This window comes from Sphingobacterium cellulitidis (genome assembly GCF_043187465.1).
GTDB classification, from domain to species: Bacteria; Bacteroidota; Bacteroidia; order Sphingobacteriales; family Sphingobacteriaceae; genus Sphingobacterium; species Sphingobacterium cellulitidis.
On the sequence record NZ_CP171136.1, the window covers coordinates 2047363 to 2063632 of the forward strand.

A 16270-nucleotide genomic window follows, 5' to 3' on the forward strand; every position below is an offset into this window, starting at 1 on the left:
TTAGAAAATTGATAAAAACCTATTTATTAAAAAATGAACATAAAATTTCTTACGACAGCTCTTTTAATAGGTAGCACGGTATTATCGGGATTTGCCCAGAAAGTTGGTAAGGTTGAGAAACCTATTGATTTGGTGAGCACCTTGGTAGGTACGCAGTCTACTTATTTTTTGTCCAGTGGTAATACCTATCCGGCGATTGCCTTACCTTGGGGGATGAACTTTTGGAGTCCTCAAACAGGGAAAATGGGAGACGGATGGATGTATACTTATACTGCGGAGAAACTTCGCGGGATCAAACAAACCCATCAGCCATCCCCATGGATGAATGATTATGGACAATTCTCGATTATGGCCATGGTTAATAATAAGACCTTTGACCAAGATAAACGCGCGAGTTATTTTTCGCATAAGGCGGAAATTGCAAAGCCACATTATTATTCAGTTTATTTAGCTGATTATGACACCAAAGTAGAACTTACTCCAACTGAGCGAGCATCCTACTTTAGATTTACCTTTCCTAAGACCGATTCAGCTTTCGTGCTAATCGATGCTTTTGATAAGGGTTCCTACGTGGAAGTTATTCCTAGAGAAAATAAAATCATCGGTTATAGTACAAAAAATAGTGGTGGAGTTCCGGAGAATTTCAAGAACTACTTTGTGATGACCTTTGATAAGCCATTTGCAAATGTTTCAACTTTTGCGGATTCGGTCCTGACGGATGGCAGGTATATGGTGAAAGCCAATCATGTTGGTGCTATTGTAGGCTTCCAGAATGCAAATGCTGGCGATCAGGTATTGATGAAAGCTGCCTCTTCATTTATTAGTGCAGAGCAAGCTGATATCAATCTGAAGGAGCTTGATGGGGTAACCTTTGATGAGCAAGTAAAGAAGGGTGAAAATATTTGGAATACGGAATTAGGTAAAATTGAGATAGAAGGTGGGAATATTGATCAGATGCGTACCTTCTACTCATCGTTGTATCGTTCCTTATTGTTCCCAAGGATGTTTTATGAAATCAATGCTCAAGGAGAAGTTGTGCATTACTCGCCATATAATGGAAAAGTACTTCCTGGCTATATGTTTACCGATACTGGCTTTTGGGATACATTCAGGGCATTATTTCCGTTCCTGAACTTGATGTATCCGGAGATTAATGAAAAAATGCAAGAAGGTTTGGCCAATGCCTACCGCGAAGGAGGCTGGTTGCCAGAGTGGGCGAGTCCTGGCTATAGAAATATTATGGTTGGAAATAATTCAGCATCAGTTGTTGCCGATGCTTGGGTTAAGGGTGTTCGTTCGAAGGATATTGAAACCTTATATGAGGCGGTATTGAAAGGGGCTAACCATGCAGGACCAATGACGGCTGTAGGTAGAGCAGGAGCAGAGTATTACAATGAACTGGGCTATGTACCTTATGATGTGAAAATTAATGAAAACGCAGCTCGTTCCTTAGAATATTCTTATGATGATTTTGCGATCTATCAATTGGCTAAATCACTAAATAAACCGCAAACGGATAAAGACTTTTATAAAAAGCGAGCCTATAATTATCAAAAACTATTCGATCCGGCAACAGGCTTGATGCGTGGAAAGAATAAGGATGGATCATGGTCCAAGCCATTCAATCCATTCAAATGGGGTGATGCATTTACAGAAGGTAACAGTTGGCACTATAGCTGGTCAGTTTTTCAAGATGTAGAAGGTCTTGCTAAATTATTAGGTGGTCATAAAGCTATGGAAATCAAGTTGGATTCTGTATTCACTTTACCTCCAGTATTTGATGATAGTTATTACGGATTCCCAATCCACGAAATTCGGGAGATGCAGATTGCCAATATGGGCCAATATGCGCATGGTAACCAACCGATACAGCACATGATTTATTTATATAACCATGTTGCGGCACCATGGAAGGCACAATATTGGATTCGCGAAACCATGAATAGGATGTATTCACCGAATCCGGATGGTTACTGTGGGGATGAGGATAACGGACAGACTTCAGCATGGTATGTGTTTTCAGCAATCGGATTTTACCCTGTTACACCCGCTACAGATGAGTATGTATTAGGATCTCCTGTATTTGACAAGGTGACCTTGCATTTAAGCAATGGTAAGAAGGTTAATATTGAATCCAAGAACAATTCAGATCAGAACCGTTATATCCAAAGCATGAAATGGAATGGCAAGAATTATACGAAGAACTATATCAATCATAGTGAATTGTTAAAAGGAGCCAATCTTCAATTTGATATGGGTTCTGAACCTAATATGAAAAGAGGAATCAATAAAGGAGATTTACCTTATTCGATCAGTAAGGATGACCAATAAAGAATTAAGATTTAGGATCAAATAAAAATAGGCTTGGATTACATCCAAGCCTATTTTATTTGATCTTTATCTTACCCTGAATTCAGGGCGCGCACATGTTCTTTTACGAGATGTATTTCAGGTAAATTAATTGCATTATGGCAAGAGAAGATTAAAAATCTTCATCATCGTCATCAAAATCATCATATCCTCCGATCGAATCGATATCATCTAATCCGAAATCATCATCATCATCAAAATCATCATCGTCGTCAGGACCGTTGAAGTTGAGAACTCTTTCATCAACTTTTACATCTGTTTCAATTGCTTGCATTGTAGCCATGTTGTTTATTATGATATTTTTCTTTTGTTATGTAAAATTATAGAAGAAAATTCAATTCATAAATTTTTTTTCAAAATAATTAGAACAATTTAAAATCCTACTTAGTTTGATTTTAATCAACAATTTCACCGATACTGTTCTCTTCGGCGACAATGTCTTTAAGCTGAGGGAGATCCTTGGTGCTGGACAATCCGAAATGGTTCATAAATTCACCACTCGTGGCATATAGCAAAGGTTTTCCGATGCTATTGGCTTTTCCAGCAATTTGTATCAATCCCTTATCCAATAGTCTTTGAATTGAATAATCACAATTCACACCTCTGATCTGTTCCACCTCCAATTTGGTAATGGGTTGCCTGTAGGCGATAATAGCAAGAGTTTCTAAAGCTGATTGGCTAAGTTTCTTTCTTTCCTTATGAACCTGTAGTTGGTTGATTGCTTCATGATACTCAGGTTTGGTCAGAAATTGTAACTGATCATTTATGGATACTAAGGCTAGGGCATAATCAGCAGATTCATACTTAGCTTTTAATTTACCTATAAATTCAGCTAATTCAACTTTGCTTATTTCAATGGCCAAAGCATCTTGAAGGATTTCCCGCAGGTCTTTTTGACTAATTCCTTCGGAAGACGCAAATATGATGGCTTCAATATTTAAAATAATATCTTTCAAATCGAAATCTTAATAATTAATAACCTGTTCTTCCATTTGTTCAGGAAGTTCTCTGAACTTGTAAGTTTGCGTCCTTAATTGCGGTTCAAAACCAGCTTCTAAGATAGCGTCTTGAATGGATTTTGATGTAAATCGGTGTGGAGCTCCAGCTGCGGATACGACATTTTCTTCAATCATAATTGATCCGAAATCGTTGGCCCCAGAGTGTAAGCAGATCTGAGCGGTTTGTTTACCCACCGTTAGCCAAGAAGCTTGAATATTCTTGATATTCGGAAGCATGATTCGGCTCAAGGCTATCATGCGGATATATTCGTCAGCCGTAACATCATTAGTAATTCCACGCAATCTTTTTAATAAGGTTCCATCATCTTGGAAAGGCCATGGAATGAAGGCAATGAAACCGTGCGCATCGGCAGGTTTTTCACTCTGTACTTCACGAATCCATACCAAGTGTTCAAAGCGTTCCTCAAGCGTTTCAATATGACCAAACATCATGGTCGCCGAAGTTGGAAGATTGATTTTATGAGCAGCACGCATAACATCTAACCATTCTTGGCCGCCACATTTACCTTTAGAAATCAATCTACGGACCCGATCGTTCAAGATTTCAGCACCAGCCCCTGGCAAAGAATCCAAGCCGGCCTCTTTCATTGCCTGAAGGACTTCCAGGTGGCTCATACCTTCCAGTTTTGCTACGTGGGCAATTTCCGGTGGGCCTAGGGAATGCAGTTTAAGGCTTGGGTATAATTCCTTTAATTGTTTAAATAAGGTCGTGTAGAAATTTAATCCCAGATCAGGATGGTGTCCACCTTGTAGAAGAAGTTGATCTCCACCATACCGGAAAGTTTCTTCAATTTTTTGTTTATAGGTTTCAATATCCGTGATATAGGCTTCTTCATGACCCGGGCGTCTAAAGAAATTACAGAATTTACAGTTCGCAATACATACGTTAGTTGTATTGACATTTCTATCAATTTGCCAGGTTACTTTCCCATGGGGGACTTGAATTTTACGTAATTCATTGGCAACATAGGCTAAGTCAGCAGTTGCTGCTTCGTTATATAAGAACATGCCTTCCTCTTTGCTTAAGAAGTCAAAATTTAAGGCCCGTTCTAACAGATTATTTACATTCATGTACTAACAAAGATACGGAGGATTTCATGAAATCGAAAGATGAATAATAGAAATGAAAATGGGGGAATAAATGCATAATAAACACTTAATCAGTGTCTTGGGAAAATCGGGTTGGTGTTACTTTAAAGTAAATTAAATTTTACAATAAAATTTAATATCTAAAAACTTATAAATCAGTTAGTTGTTTTAATAATAAGCTTACATTTATTTTACGTTCAGTTTACGGAAATTTAACTTAGCTAAGCTGAAAAAATCTTATATTTAGGTACACTACAAAGGAGGTCATAGATGAGCCAAGACATTATCCATATTGAACGAACATATCCCATTTCACCTGCTGCCTTGTGGCAAGCTATGACTGATAAAAAAAAGCTAAAAGATTGGTTTTTTGATATTCCAAATTTCAGTACCGAAGTAGGTGCCGAGTTTGAATTTTCGAAAATGGAACAGGAAAACAAAAATTTCCATCAATGTCAGGTATTAGAGGTAAAGCCTGGGGAATTATTTCGATTTACCTGGCGTCATCCCAAATTACCACAAGGGAATTCCATTATCACTTGGCGATTTATCCCACGTCGTGGAGCGACCACGCTACATTTAACCCACGAGGGGCTTGAACACTTTAAGGATGCTGGTGATCAATTCTCCCAAGAACGGTTTGAAACTGGCTGGGAGCGAATCTTAGGGGATTCATTAACAAAATTCATAGAAAAGTTGTAAATTTTAAAAGATTTAAATGATTGGTTATCATTTATATAAAGGATAATCCATTTTTTATTGATTTTAATAATGGTAAAAAAACTTCATTTTTTTTACATTTAGTATTGTAACCTTATTATACTAATACGCAAAACTTAATTATGAAGAAAATCCTTTCAAGCCTCTACGTCCAAGTTATTTTAGGAATTATTATCGGAATTTTATGTGGAGTTTTTTATCCAGACTTTGCAGTAAAATTGAAACCATTAGGTGATGGTTTTATCAAACTGATTAAAATGATTATTGCTCCTTTGATCTTCAGTTCCATTGTAATAGGAATTGCAGGGATGCAGGATATCAAGAAAGTAGGAAAGATTGGTTTGAGTTCATTGGTCTATTTTGAGATCATGACCACCGTCGCATTAATCATAGGATTGATATTTGTTAATTTAATGCAACCGGGAACGGGGATGAATGTAGATCCACAAACTCTAGATCCTTCAGCAGTATCCCATTATATTCAAGAATCCAAGGAGCACAATAGTGTGATGGATTTTATCCTAAGTATTATACCAAATAATGTTATTGCCGCCGTAGCTTCTGATAATTTGTTACAGGTATTATTATTTGCAGTGTTGTTTGGTGTTGGCCTAACAAAAATTGGCGAAAAAGCTTCGGAACCGGTTATCAATGTTTTGCAATCTTTTTTAAAGGGACTCTTTGCAGTCATCAAAATGATTATGTACTTAGCTCCAATTGGTGCCATGGGGGCCATGGGATTTACAATAGGTAAATATGGTATTGAAGCTTTATCCTCATTAGGATTGCTAATGTTGAGTTTTTATGGGACTTGTATTGTCTTTATTGTCGGCGTAATCGGTTCTGTACTCTATTTTTATGCTAAAGTCAATATTTTCAAGCTTTTAAAATATATCAAGGAGGAGTTGTTGATTGTCTTAGGAACATCTTCCTCAGAATCTGCGTTGCCGGGGTTAATGCAGAAGCTAGAAGATGCAGGATGTTCCAAACCAATTGTTGGGTTGGTAATACCGACTGGATATTCCTTCAACCTGGATGGTACTTGTATTTATTTGACGATGGCTGCAGTATTTATTTCGCAAGCCTTGAATATGCATCTTAGCCTGGAGCAAGAAATTACCTTATTATTAGTCCTGTTGCTGACTTCCAAAGGTGCAGCTGGGGTAACAGGGAGTGGATTTGTGACTTTGGCTGCAACATTACCTGTGGTGGGGCATATCCCTGTAGAAGCTGTGGGATTGATCTTAGGTATCGATCGCTTTATGAGTGAAGCTCGAGCATTGACCAATATTATTGGAAATGCTGCAGCAACCATTGTTGTCGCTAAATATGAAAAAGGCCTAGATGAAGACCTGATGCATGAAAAATTGGGGTCGGCTCATGTGGAACTCAATTGATTCAAAATGTTAAATCGTCCTAAGGACGATTTTTTTTTGCTTTATTACGATAAAAAATAAAAACAATTGGATTTGATTATTCGTTGATGAATAACACATTGATTAATATTAATACACGGTTTTTATTTTATGGATTTAAAATCTAATGAACCATTTTGGTTGGTCAAAAATGGAATAATTTCTTCCTTTCCTTCTCTTCGTGAAGATTTGGAATGCGAGGTATTGGTTATCGGGGCAGGAATAACTGGTTGTCTGATAGCTCATCAATGTATCAAAGATGGCTACAATACGATAATTATCGATAAGAGAGAGGTTGTAAATGGGAGTTCCTCAGCAACTACGTCGATGTTGCAATATGAAATTGATACGCCATTATACAAATTAAAAGAAATGATTGGGGCAGAGCCAGCTGTTGCTAGTTATCATGCTTGTAACGAATCGATCAGTACCTTAAGTAAAATTGCGAAGGAAATCCATTCAGATGCCGGCTTTAAAAAGAAAAAATCCTTGTACTATGCTTGTAGGAAAAAAGATATTCCATGGTTACAGAAAGAGTTTTCAGCAAGAAAAGAGGCAGGATTCAAAGTAGAATGGTTGGAAGAAAAAGAGATTGAGAAGGATTTTGAAATCAAGGATTCCTATGGTGGAATTCTTTCAGATCATGGAGGTAGTGTGGATGCCTTTCGTTTATCACATGAGCTTTTACTATATAATCAAAAAAAGGGGCTGAAAATTTTCGATAAGACCGAGATGCTGAAGGTTGAGGAGAAGAAAGGGTTTAATCTTGTACATTTAGATACTAAACAAACCATAAAAGCAAAGCGGATAATCTATTGTGTGGGTTATGAAAGTGTGAATCTGATCAAGGAAAAGTTTGTAGACCTCTTGAGTACTTATGCTATAGTCTCTGAAGTCAATCCGAAATTATATGCAAAGTATAATGATTATTTAATCTGGAATACTGCGGAACCTTACCTTTATATGCGAACAACCGATGATTGTCGATTTTTGATTGGTGGGGAAGATGAGGAGTTTAGAAACCCAGAAAAACGAGATGAATTGTTGGGATCGAAGTCCAAAAAATTGGAAAGAGATTTTAATAAGGTTTTTGAAGATAAATCCTTTATTACGGATTTTTCATGGGCAGGGACATTTGGGGAAACAAAAGATGGATTACCCTATATTGGGGAGCATGCAGATTTTAAACGGTCTTACTTTGTTCTTGGATTTGGTGGAAATGGGATAACCTTTTCAGTTACAGGAATGGAAATGGTCTCTGATTGGTTAAAGGGGCAAAAACATAAATTAAGTGAATATTTTGCTTTTGGTCGTTAGCAAAATTGCTGAAATAGATAAGAAAAAATAAAAGAGGTCAACTTTTTACAGTCGACCTCTTTCTTTAAAAAGTTATCTTCTTTATTTCTTTATTATAACTCACGTCATAACTGAAAATAAAATAACCTTTTTTGTATAATTAATAACGCCCTCATATTTGGAATATTGTGTGGGTCTTAACTTTTTTTTAATATTTTTTTAATAATGCTGTTTTTGCCGATTGGAGGGGGATTTTTTTTATAAAAAATATTTTATTTCAAAGTGTAAAAAATAGAAAAGGTTGACATTTTTCGATTGTCAACCTTTTCGTTAAAAAGTTATCTTAACTTTTTCTTCATAAAACTAATGTCTTAAGGATTTTAAAATAACCTCTTTAGTCTTATTATAACGATTTTATTTTCAGCTTATTGTGCGCTGATTGGAAAATGTTTATTAACCTTATCTTTTTTGTTGGGATCTAGGAATAAACCACATTATTTAAAGAATATGGGTTTTGTAAAATTTTGTGGAAAATAATCTTTTATGGATTAAACCGTTTTACATTTGTTAGGTCATATAAAAAACTGATGGAAAACAGAATGAAGAAAAACTATTTTAACAGGGCATTGTTACTGTTTAATACTTTTAAAAATAGAAAATTAACAAACGAAGATATTGAGATTGCTGAGGTGAAAGCAGAGCATTTGGAAGGTAGAACAAATGAGTTCAAATTATTGATTTCCATGATTAAGGACACATTTTCAGGAAAATATAAGATGAACAAATGGAATATGTCCATCATCGTAGGAACAATTTTATATGTTGTTTCTCCTATAGATGCCATTCCAGATATCATACCCGTATTAGGTTGGTTGGATGATGCCTCCATTGTAGGCTTTGCAATTTCTAAGTTGGCTGATGAAATCGATCGCTATCGTAAGTTTAGAACAACTGGAATTCAAATGTAAATTAGGTCAATTAAAGTATAAGTTAGGAATAGGTGTTAATGTATATTAATACCTATTTTTTTATTTGGGAAATATTAAGTTCCAAAATATTAATATTTATATTGGACAATAATTAAAACCGGAATTATGAAGAATATCATCGTCTTTATTGTTTTAGTGTTCAGTCTACAAAGTGGTTATTCACAAGAGGATATGAAGGCAAATATGGATCGTATAGTAGATAAATATTATTCATCGCAGAATAATCCAGGGATTATGCTTCAAATATTTAATAATAATGCTGAGACAGTTTATGCGGTGGGGGCAGGGAAAAGAGATCTAAAATCAGGAATGGAAATTGATAATCACAGTAATTTTCGAATGGCCTCTGTTAGCAAACAATTTACGGCTGCAGCGATATATCAATTGGTACAAGACAAGAAATTAAATGTTTCAGCGTATATATCAGAGTTCTTTCCTGGATTACGTGCAGAAGTTAGAAAAGCTTCAGTTTTCCAATTATTGAATCATACCTCTGGAATTGTTGATTACGAGGAGGTAATTCCAGAAAATCAAGAGACTCAGCTGAGTGATTCTGATGTGCTTAAATTGGTTGAACCTCTAGATCGAGTTTATTTTGCTCCAGGATCACAGTTTCGATATAGTAATACCGCATATTGTCTTTTGGCGTTAATTGTTGAGAAAGTTTCAGGGCAAGGATTTAGTGAATATGTTCGGGAGAAGTTTTTCCAGCCATTGAAAATGGAACATTCTATTGTTTATTCACCGGCAGATAATATAAAAGATAGGGCATTTGGCTACCATTTGAATGAAGACCAGTTTGTATTTGCGGATCAAAGCATAACAAGTACTACAAAAGGAGATGGGGGAGTATATACTTCAGCTGAGGAGTATAAGCAATGGGAGGTGGCTTTTTTTCAAAGATTAAAGGATGATTCCTTGTTTAACCGATTTTTTGTAGATAATTATAGTACCATCAATCCATCATTTTTTTATAGTATGGGCAAATTTGTTGGTAAGGATCAAGATGGAGATTTCGTATATTTTCATTCAGGAGAAAGCACAGGCTTTAACAATTTTGTATTGAGTATTCCTGCCAAAAATCTTCATTTAAGCCTGTTTAGTAATCGGGATGATCAAATCATAGAACCATTTATAGACGAGGTCTTAAAATCCTTAGATATTCGGATTCAAGGATTAGATAATAAACCAATTTTTAAATGGTTGAGTGATGTTTATGCGAATAAGTTTTAATCGTATTCTTTTACATTCGCGATTTTAATTTGATTATTCTCCATTACTAATTTAATATCTCTATGGTAATCCGTTTGGAATTGGCAATCTGAGATAATAACTTTCAGGTCCAGTTCTTGTGCATTTTCATTGAGAAGTTCACAACCTGAGACTTGAATTTTTCCCCAATCTTGCGCAGATATTAAGAATCCATGTCCGAGGCTAATGGAGTCAATATCAAACTTCGATTTCCATTTTTGTCTTAATTCAAATTCGGTAATGCTGCTATCTATATCGAGTCCGGTATTCATAGCGTCGAGTTTGAAATTGTAATAATCAGGAGTGGTCAATACTTGCATTCCTGCTAAGCTAGCATTGTTGTTGAAATAACTTTCTATGCTATCTTTCAGCCATTTACATCCAACCTCTTTACCAATGGGACTTTTGTCGAAATCAATATTGGCAAGCGTATCAAGTGGATCTTGCTTTTTCTGTTGATTATTGTTCTGGCAGGAGAAGAAGCCAATACAAAGAAAAAGTATTAGATAATTTTTCATATCATCAATAATTAGTCAAATAAATGTAGAGAATATTCTTGAAAAAAAATCAGATTTCCATTTAAATAGAAATCTGATTTTTGCATCTCCTGCAGCTCTTTCGGAAAAGTATTCACAGGAATTGTTAATTCCTAGTTTTTCATACTCAAATGGTCGTATTCTCGAAGTAAAAATAGGCTAGATGCTGGATATTAATTGTTGAATTATTTTTCTAATATTTCTTTTAAGTTCCTTAATCCGGCATCAAAATCTTTGTTCATATCGAAGAAAAGCCCCATGACATTGAATGGATAAGGCATTTTACCATCAATTTCCCAAATAACTTTTGAGGTTTGTGGGTCAATTTCATTGACTTGCATAAATGACTTGTTTGCATCGCCAGTCCCATTAAAGAATAAATCCATGTCGATACGGCCATTAGATGAATCCACTTTGGTAATTACTTGTTTTCCGTCGCCTACTTTTTTACTTTTCCAAGTGTAAATAAATCCAGGAGTTCCATCAGTACCTTCATAATTACGTTGAATATTTGGGTCTTGTCGAGACCAGTTATCGTAATTTCCCTGATTCTTAATTAATTTAACGTAATCAAAGACTTGAGCTTTGGGTTTATTGATTGTGATTTCGCTACCCGCGTGGAAATCCTTTGATACAAATGCAGCCACTAACAGAATCAATGCAACTATACCTAGTACAGTCAAAAGGAAATATTTAATGAATTTCATAGTTTGATAAATTGGTTTTTTTCTTAATTATTTTGAAATCAAAGTTAGCATTTTGTTTACAGTATTCGTATTTCTACCGGTTGCTATTACTTTTAATTTTTTCTCAATAAAATTATTATTCAATTTACTATTTGCCATTCCATCTGGTAAATAGAAGTATAATATTTGTTCGTGAAGATCGTATTTCTCTTCTCCAAGGTCTATCTGCTTAAAATTATCAGTGTCTGAATTTTGTGGTTTTTTATTTAAGAAGGTAATGAAAACCCGATTGCCAGGAAATTCACTGGGAAAAGGACAATTTTGTAAAGCTTCATTCAATTCTGCTTCAGAAAGTATGAAAATGGATAGGTCTAATCCAAATTCATCCATGATGAGTTTATTTATACGCTCAGTAAGCTGAACTTTATTTAAATCTGACTTTAGGACTATATTTCCACTTTGAATATAGGTCTGAACGTCCTTAAAGCCAGATTTTAACAACTTGGCCTTTAAATCAGCCATTTTTATTAGATTTTTTCCTGAAACATTTACTGCCCGTAGAAAAATGATATAGATGGATTCATTTTTATTAGGCATTTCTTAATTGATTGATTTCAATTTTCTTCATTTTCATCAAAGCTTGAGCAGCATTCGGGTTTTGAAGCAGTTTGTTGATATCTTTCGGTACAACTTGCCAGCTGACACCAAATTGGTCTTTACACCAACCACACATACTTTCCTCACCGTTTGCAATAATTTTATTCCAATAATAATCAATTTCTTCTTGATCCTTACATACGATTGTTAAGGATGTTGCTTCATTGAAAGTGAATGGTTGCGGAACACCAGAATCAGTTGCAGCCATTGTAACATCATTTGCAATAAATTGAGCGTGCTGAACTTGGCCTTTTGTTGGGCCTTCGGAATATTCTAGAACGCCTTGTAATTCAAAATCAGGGAATAAATCTGCATAGAATTTCAATGCTTCCTTACATTTACCTTGTTGTTCTGCACAGAACATTAAAGTAGGAACCACTGTTTGATTATTCACACCACTTAAATTTCCAAAATAGAGTTGCCAGTTGTACCCATATTTATCACAAATCCATCCATAATATTCTGAGAAGGGATATTGTTGCAAGGGCATAAGAATCTGACCGCCATCGAGCAATTTATTCCAGATGGTATCAATTTCATCTTTATTTTCAAAGACTGGCATAAAGGAAATCGCCGGAGTAGGTTTAAATACCGGTCCACCATTGATTCCAATAAAGTTAAGTCCCATAATATTTACTTCTACGACAACTCCGTTATCTTTTATGATTGAACTATTTGGAAATACATCGGTATAATAGTCAAATGCTTCTTTTGCCTGATTGTCAAACCAAAGAGATGGGATTATTTTATTTGCCATTGTTTTATAGTTTAATATGTCCTTGAATTGAGTAAGTAGAATAATTTCTTCGATAATAGACATGGCGGTTATGATTTATTGAAACTCAATTTTTTATTTCGTAAAGTTTTCAGGATGATGAATTATCCATTAACACAGATTTACATCAGCATTTGTTTTGTCTTTCAATCTTTAGTTGACAGGTAAATCAAATTTCCTGCGGGATCCTTTAAATAGTGATTTGAAGCTTCGGAGTTTTCAATTTGAACCTCATTTGCTTTAAAATATTCAACTGCAGAAGCGATTTGATCCGTTGATAATTCCAGCAGGATATTAGATTCTAATTGTAGGTCTTCTGCTTCCAATCTTAAGGTGTTATTACCAAAGGCGATTATTGCTGATTTACTTTTTTTAGCATTAAAACTAGCCTTTACCTCAACATCCATCAGAAGGATATCTCGATAGAAGTGCAATGTATCCTCAAATAGGTGCATTGGAATTTTAAGAACAATATATTTTCCAGCTTTGAGATTGATTCTTCCCATGTACTATCGTTCAATAGTTTTATAAATCAGTAACGCTTAATTATGCGTTACTGATTATTAATGTGATTTTTCTATAGATAATTATCCCATTTTTTTGTTTCCTTCGAAGTGAATCATCCATTGGATACCGAATTTATCCTGGAATGAGGAGTATAATTCAGCAAAGAAGGTTTCTTCTAAAGGCATTTCAATTTGTTTTGCACCTTCTGATAGTGCTGCAAAAAGATCCTTTGCTTCCTCTGGAGATTCTACATCAAGCATGATATAGGTTGAGTTGCCATTAGTTAATTTATGGCCAAAACCTTCGACAACGTCAGAACCCATAAGCATAAAATCTGGATTGATCCGAATAGAAGTATGCATTACTTTACCTTTAGCATCTTCGGGCAAAGGTGGGAAATTAGGGTCCGCAGGCATATCATCAAATAAATATGTGCCTGAACTTTCAGTTTTGAAGACTTTTTGATAGAAATCAAAAGCCTCTTTACAATCACCGTTAAAATTTAAATAAGCATGAACCTTTGTCATAATTTTTTTGATTTTAGTAGTTTATATTAATTAATGTGTTTATCTAATTTTATTGCTTTTTTAATAGTTCTTCCAGATTGTTCAATCCCATTTCATAACCTTCCAAGAAACCCATTTTTAAATAAGCTTGTAAGGTTTCTTCTTTATCATACTTACAGGAAGATGTGACTGTACAGATTCCATTGTTGAATGAAAATTCATTTTTCCATTCCGAACTTGGGAACTCCGGATTTTGATTTCCATTTTCATCACAAAAACCATCTAAGCCGGTGTAAGAATTTTGAGGGTTTATTGCGGTGTAATCTAAATAAGACCAATGAATTTCACCATTGGGACCGGACATATTATATAACCAACGACCTCCAACAGAAAAATCTTGTTCCTTGGTATTACATTTCCAAGGCTTTGGTGCCCACCATTGATCTAAAATTTTAGAGTCCGTAAATGCATTCCAAACTTGATTTTGAGACGCTTCAAATTGACGAGTGATAATAACTTCTTTCTCCTTGATCTGATATTGAAATTTCTTTTCCATGACGATAAAAATTTGGTGCTCTTTTATTTACTAAAACTAAGTTACGCTGCTAACGATGGAATCCACTTGCCATAGGACAAGTAATGAAAATTGAAAATCATTTTAGGATTAGTCAATTATTTTTTGGATGATCTCATTGCTGGAAGTTTTTTGATGGAATTATCTTGCAACAATTCTTGGTATTCATCTGAAGAACTATCAATTAATCTAATTTTACCTTCTGCGTCATAATAAATACCCCATCCATAGGTTTTGGCAAGAGGAGAAGTACGTAGACAAGCTTGTCCTTTTGAATAAAACTTTGTCTTTTCATGCTCTAATTCACCTTCCAATAAATCATTTCTATTGGCATAGATGTCAAAAATCAGATCATCGGAATTTATTTGATGTGGGTTATTGATTAATCTATCAAATTGCATATTTGCAACTGTCAGTTTATCGATTTTTAATGGGGGAATTTCACCTTTCAAGGCTTTACAATCTTCCGCAACGGTAATCAATGTGTTAAAATAATTAGTGCTATGAGTTTTCATATGATTATCTATTATTAGCAGAATAAAATTAGACCAACCAAGTGACAACAGTTTGTCAACTGTATATTAAAACCATTTTAATTTGGGTGAATCCTTGTGTATTTCTCAGAAATAAAGTCGATGGATTCTTTCATCATATTCTTCATGACATCAATATTTACATCTGAAAGTTTTTTGACATAAATACAAGCTTTGCCCATTTTGTATTTACCGAAATTTTCCAATAAGTGTTTATGCTGTTCGCAACCAGTAAATACGTATAATGAAATAGCTGCTTTTCTTGGAGAAAAGCCTAATAGTGGAGCATCACCTTCGTGTCCAGTTGGATATTTATAATGATATTGTCCAAACCCAATAATTGTTGGTCCGAACATTTTGGCCTTTTCGCCTGTAGCTTCTTCCATAAGTTTTATTAACTCGATTGAATCTTGCTTTTTTTGTTCATTATCCAATTGTTCGATGAAGTCAAATACATCTTCATCTGTAAACTGTGTTTTTACTTTTGCCATTATTATTTTTCAGAAAGTTGCTTTACTATATTCAATGCTTCAGGCCATGTTTTGTCAAACATATGAAGGTCGTCTTCATCGGAAATCTCGACAGAACATAATACATTCGTACCATCATCAGTCTTATTAAAACGATAGATTTCCAGAGCATTCTTCCAATTGTCTATCATTTCGCCTTCATAATATTCTCCGTTTTTGTCAAACATCCCTAAGTGTCTAATGATGACTAATTCACCAGGGATATTTTTTTCGACTCTAGAAATCATCCCTGCTTCATCTCCATTTTGGTCTAAGGAAGTAAATTTGATGGTAGAATTTTCGGTCCAATTGCCTTTTACATTTGAAGTAGGACTAAAGGGTTTTGTCCACTCTCTGTAGGTTGCTTCATCAAGCATTATGGAATGGATTTTTTGAGGGTCAGCATTGATTTGCTGAGAGAAATATACTGTTTTCATCTTATTGAAATTTTCCGAATCCAAAGACTGCACCAGCAGGGTCCTGGATGATTACATAATTAAGGCTGCCGTCAGCCTTCTTGCTTTCATGCACTAATTTTGCTCCACGGTCCAAAGCATTTTGTAATGTAGCATCAACATCTTCTACACAAACATACATGATCCATTGAGGCGGAATATTCGCGTTGACACCTCTTTGATTACATATTCCACCTGCAGGATTCTTCTCATCATACAACATTGCATAGTCATTGTAAGACTCTTCATTATCCTTCATAGCGACAGGGAATTCCTGCCAACCAAGGACATCTTTGTAGAATTCCTTGAGGGATTCTGCCTGATTGGTTGTCAAGTCAGCCCACACGATCTGACCAGGTTTATATTTTTGTTCTGACATAATT

General features: G+C 35.1%; 20 protein-coding genes. 6 read left to right on the top strand and 14 right to left on the bottom strand.

What is annotated here, in order from left to right:
• The first annotated feature begins 33 nt into the window (after positions 1–33).
• Positions 34–2331: a GH92 family glycosyl hydrolase gene (locus ACF3OC_RS09005; protein WP_094282701.1), complete on the top strand. Its 2298-nt coding sequence runs from the start codon at positions 34–36 to the stop codon at positions 2329–2331.
• A 151-nt stretch (positions 2332–2482) separates the two neighbouring features.
• On the opposite strand, the gene ACF3OC_RS09010 is transcribed toward ACF3OC_RS09005, so the two are convergent.
• The 3 genes from ACF3OC_RS09010 to mqnC form a co-directional block, all read right to left on the bottom strand.
• The gene (locus ACF3OC_RS09010; protein ID WP_169715212.1) at positions 2483–2653 is read right to left on the bottom strand and encodes a hypothetical protein; all 171 of its coding nucleotides are present in this window, start codon (positions 2651–2653) and stop codon (positions 2483–2485) included.
• 112 nt (positions 2654–2765) lie between these two features.
• On the bottom strand, positions 2766–3326 hold the full coding sequence (gene scpB / locus ACF3OC_RS09015) for an SMC-Scp complex subunit ScpB (RefSeq protein WP_094282702.1): 561 nt from the start codon (positions 3324–3326) through the stop codon (positions 2766–2768).
• Positions 3327–3335: 9 nt separating this feature from the next.
• Positions 3336–4460 (bottom strand): cyclic dehypoxanthinyl futalosine synthase, encoded by a 1125-nt coding sequence (gene mqnC / locus ACF3OC_RS09020; protein WP_094258014.1) that lies wholly within the window; start codon positions 4458–4460, stop codon positions 3336–3338.
• Positions 4461–4748: 288 nt separating this feature from the next.
• Here mqnC and ACF3OC_RS09025 point away from each other — a divergent pair, with 288 nt between their 5' ends.
• The 5 genes from ACF3OC_RS09025 to ACF3OC_RS09045 all read left to right on the top strand — a co-directional run bounded on the left by ACF3OC_RS09025 (position 4749) and on the right by ACF3OC_RS09045 (position 10131).
• Positions 4749–5180 carry an SRPBCC domain-containing protein gene (locus tag ACF3OC_RS09025; protein ID WP_094258013.1) on the top strand — a complete coding sequence of 144 codons (432 nt, stop codon included), beginning with the start codon at positions 4749–4751 and terminating at the stop codon, positions 5178–5180.
• Positions 5181–5320: 140 nt separating this feature from the next.
• The gene (dctA, locus tag ACF3OC_RS09030; RefSeq protein WP_094282703.1) at positions 5321–6595 is read left to right on the top strand and encodes a C4-dicarboxylate transporter DctA; all 1275 of its coding nucleotides are present in this window, start codon (positions 5321–5323) and stop codon (positions 6593–6595) included.
• Between the two features lie 129 nt (positions 6596–6724).
• Complete coding sequence (locus ACF3OC_RS09035; RefSeq protein ID WP_094282704.1) at positions 6725–7930, top strand: FAD-binding oxidoreductase; 1206 nt, start codon at positions 6725–6727, stop codon at positions 7928–7930.
• 566 nt (positions 7931–8496) lie between these two features.
• Positions 8497–8877, top strand: coding sequence for a YkvA family protein (locus ACF3OC_RS09040; RefSeq protein WP_094282457.1), 381 nt, complete (start codon positions 8497–8499; stop codon positions 8875–8877).
• Positions 8878–9003: 126 nt separating this feature from the next.
• Positions 9004–10131 carry a serine hydrolase gene (locus ACF3OC_RS09045; protein ID WP_094282458.1) on the top strand — a complete coding sequence of 376 codons (1128 nt, stop codon included), beginning with the start codon at positions 9004–9006 and terminating at the stop codon, positions 10129–10131.
• On the opposite strand, the gene ACF3OC_RS09050 is transcribed toward ACF3OC_RS09045, so the two are convergent.
• From ACF3OC_RS09050 to ACF3OC_RS09100, 11 genes are all read right to left on the bottom strand, one after another.
• On the bottom strand, positions 10128–10667 hold the full coding sequence (locus ACF3OC_RS09050) for a hypothetical protein (protein ID WP_094282459.1): 540 nt from the start codon (positions 10665–10667) through the stop codon (positions 10128–10130). The two genes, ACF3OC_RS09045 and ACF3OC_RS09050, sit on opposite strands and share 4 nt — an antisense overlap.
• Positions 10668–10870: 203 nt before the next feature.
• The gene (locus tag ACF3OC_RS09055) at positions 10871–11392 is read right to left on the bottom strand and encodes an SRPBCC family protein (protein ID WP_094282460.1); all 522 of its coding nucleotides are present in this window, start codon (positions 11390–11392) and stop codon (positions 10871–10873) included.
• Positions 11393–11419: 27 nt separating this feature from the next.
• Positions 11420–11968 carry a DUF1697 domain-containing protein gene (locus tag ACF3OC_RS09060; RefSeq protein ID WP_392471478.1) on the bottom strand — a complete coding sequence of 183 codons (549 nt, stop codon included), beginning with the start codon at positions 11966–11968 and terminating at the stop codon, positions 11420–11422.
• The gene (locus ACF3OC_RS09065) at positions 11961–12785 is read right to left on the bottom strand and encodes a VOC family protein (protein ID WP_179221546.1); all 825 of its coding nucleotides are present in this window, start codon (positions 12783–12785) and stop codon (positions 11961–11963) included. Before ACF3OC_RS09065 ends, ACF3OC_RS09060 begins: the two co-directional genes overlap by 8 nt.
• A gap of 164 nt (positions 12786–12949) precedes the next feature.
• Entirely contained in the window at positions 12950–13309 is a 360-nt protein-coding gene (locus tag ACF3OC_RS09070; RefSeq protein ID WP_094282463.1) for a VOC family protein, read from the bottom strand.
• A gap of 81 nt (positions 13310–13390) precedes the next feature.
• Positions 13391–13837: a VOC family protein gene (locus tag ACF3OC_RS09075; RefSeq protein WP_094282464.1), complete on the bottom strand. Its 447-nt coding sequence runs from the start codon at positions 13835–13837 to the stop codon at positions 13391–13393.
• 49 nt (positions 13838–13886) lie between these two features.
• On the bottom strand, positions 13887–14372 hold the full coding sequence (locus tag ACF3OC_RS09080) for an SRPBCC domain-containing protein (protein ID WP_094282465.1): 486 nt from the start codon (positions 14370–14372) through the stop codon (positions 13887–13889).
• Between the two features lie 116 nt (positions 14373–14488).
• On the bottom strand, positions 14489–14905 hold the full coding sequence (locus ACF3OC_RS09085; protein ID WP_094258001.1) for a DUF6157 family protein: 417 nt from the start codon (positions 14903–14905) through the stop codon (positions 14489–14491).
• Between the two features lie 77 nt (positions 14906–14982).
• Positions 14983–15414: a DUF1801 domain-containing protein gene (locus ACF3OC_RS09090; protein ID WP_094282466.1), complete on the bottom strand. Its 432-nt coding sequence runs from the start codon at positions 15412–15414 to the stop codon at positions 14983–14985.
• A gap of 2 nt (positions 15415–15416) precedes the next feature.
• Positions 15417–15869: a hypothetical protein gene (locus ACF3OC_RS09095; protein ID WP_094282467.1), complete on the bottom strand. Its 453-nt coding sequence runs from the start codon at positions 15867–15869 to the stop codon at positions 15417–15419.
• 1 nt (position 15870) lies between these two features.
• Positions 15871–16266, bottom strand: a complete 396-nt coding sequence (locus tag ACF3OC_RS09100; RefSeq protein ID WP_094282468.1) for a VOC family protein — start codon at positions 16264–16266, stop codon at positions 15871–15873.
• Positions 16267–16270 lie beyond the last annotated feature (4 nt).

Coding starts and splice junctions, on each gene's coding strand:
- ACF3OC_RS09100 (WP_094282468.1), bottom strand. CDS start 16,266: ATGTCAGAACAAAAATATAAACCTGGTCAGATCGTGTGGGCTGACTTG.
- ACF3OC_RS09035 (WP_094282704.1), top strand. CDS start 6,725: ATGGATTTAAAATCTAATGAACCATTTTGGTTGGTCAAAAATGGAATA.
- ACF3OC_RS09025 (WP_094258013.1), top strand. CDS start 4,749: ATGAGCCAAGACATTATCCATATTGAACGAACATATCCCATTTCACCT.
- ACF3OC_RS09060 (WP_392471478.1), bottom strand. CDS start 11,968: ATGCCTAATAAAAATGAATCCATCTATATCATTTTTCTACGGGCAGTA.
- ACF3OC_RS09095 (WP_094282467.1), bottom strand. CDS start 15,869: ATGAAAACAGTATATTTCTCTCAGCAAATCAATGCTGACCCTCAAAAA.
- dctA (WP_094282703.1), top strand. CDS start 5,321: ATGAAGAAAATCCTTTCAAGCCTCTACGTCCAAGTTATTTTAGGAATT.
- mqnC (WP_094258014.1), bottom strand. CDS start 4,460: ATGAATGTAAATAATCTGTTAGAACGGGCCTTAAATTTTGACTTCTTA.
- ACF3OC_RS09080 (WP_094282465.1), bottom strand. CDS start 14,372: ATGGAAAAGAAATTTCAATATCAGATCAAGGAGAAAGAAGTTATTATC.
- ACF3OC_RS09065 (WP_179221546.1), bottom strand. CDS start 12,785: ATGGCAAATAAAATAATCCCATCTCTTTGGTTTGACAATCAGGCAAAA.
- ACF3OC_RS09045 (WP_094282458.1), top strand. CDS start 9,004: ATGAAGAATATCATCGTCTTTATTGTTTTAGTGTTCAGTCTACAAAGT.
- ACF3OC_RS09075 (WP_094282464.1), bottom strand. CDS start 13,837: ATGACAAAGGTTCATGCTTATTTAAATTTTAACGGTGATTGTAAAGAG.
- ACF3OC_RS09040 (WP_094282457.1), top strand. CDS start 8,497: ATGGAAAACAGAATGAAGAAAAACTATTTTAACAGGGCATTGTTACTG.
- ACF3OC_RS09090 (WP_094282466.1), bottom strand. CDS start 15,414: ATGGCAAAAGTAAAAACACAGTTTACAGATGAAGATGTATTTGACTTC.
- ACF3OC_RS09050 (WP_094282459.1), bottom strand. CDS start 10,667: ATGAAAAATTATCTAATACTTTTTCTTTGTATTGGCTTCTTCTCCTGC.
- ACF3OC_RS09070 (WP_094282463.1), bottom strand. CDS start 13,309: ATGGGAAGAATCAATCTCAAAGCTGGAAAATATATTGTTCTTAAAATT.
- ACF3OC_RS09005 (WP_094282701.1), top strand. CDS start 34: ATGAACATAAAATTTCTTACGACAGCTCTTTTAATAGGTAGCACGGTA.
- ACF3OC_RS09085 (WP_094258001.1), bottom strand. CDS start 14,905: ATGAAAACTCATAGCACTAATTATTTTAACACATTGATTACCGTTGCG.
- ACF3OC_RS09010 (WP_169715212.1), bottom strand. CDS start 2,653: ATGGCTACAATGCAAGCAATTGAAACAGATGTAAAAGTTGATGAAAGA.
- ACF3OC_RS09055 (WP_094282460.1), bottom strand. CDS start 11,392: ATGAAATTCATTAAATATTTCCTTTTGACTGTACTAGGTATAGTTGCA.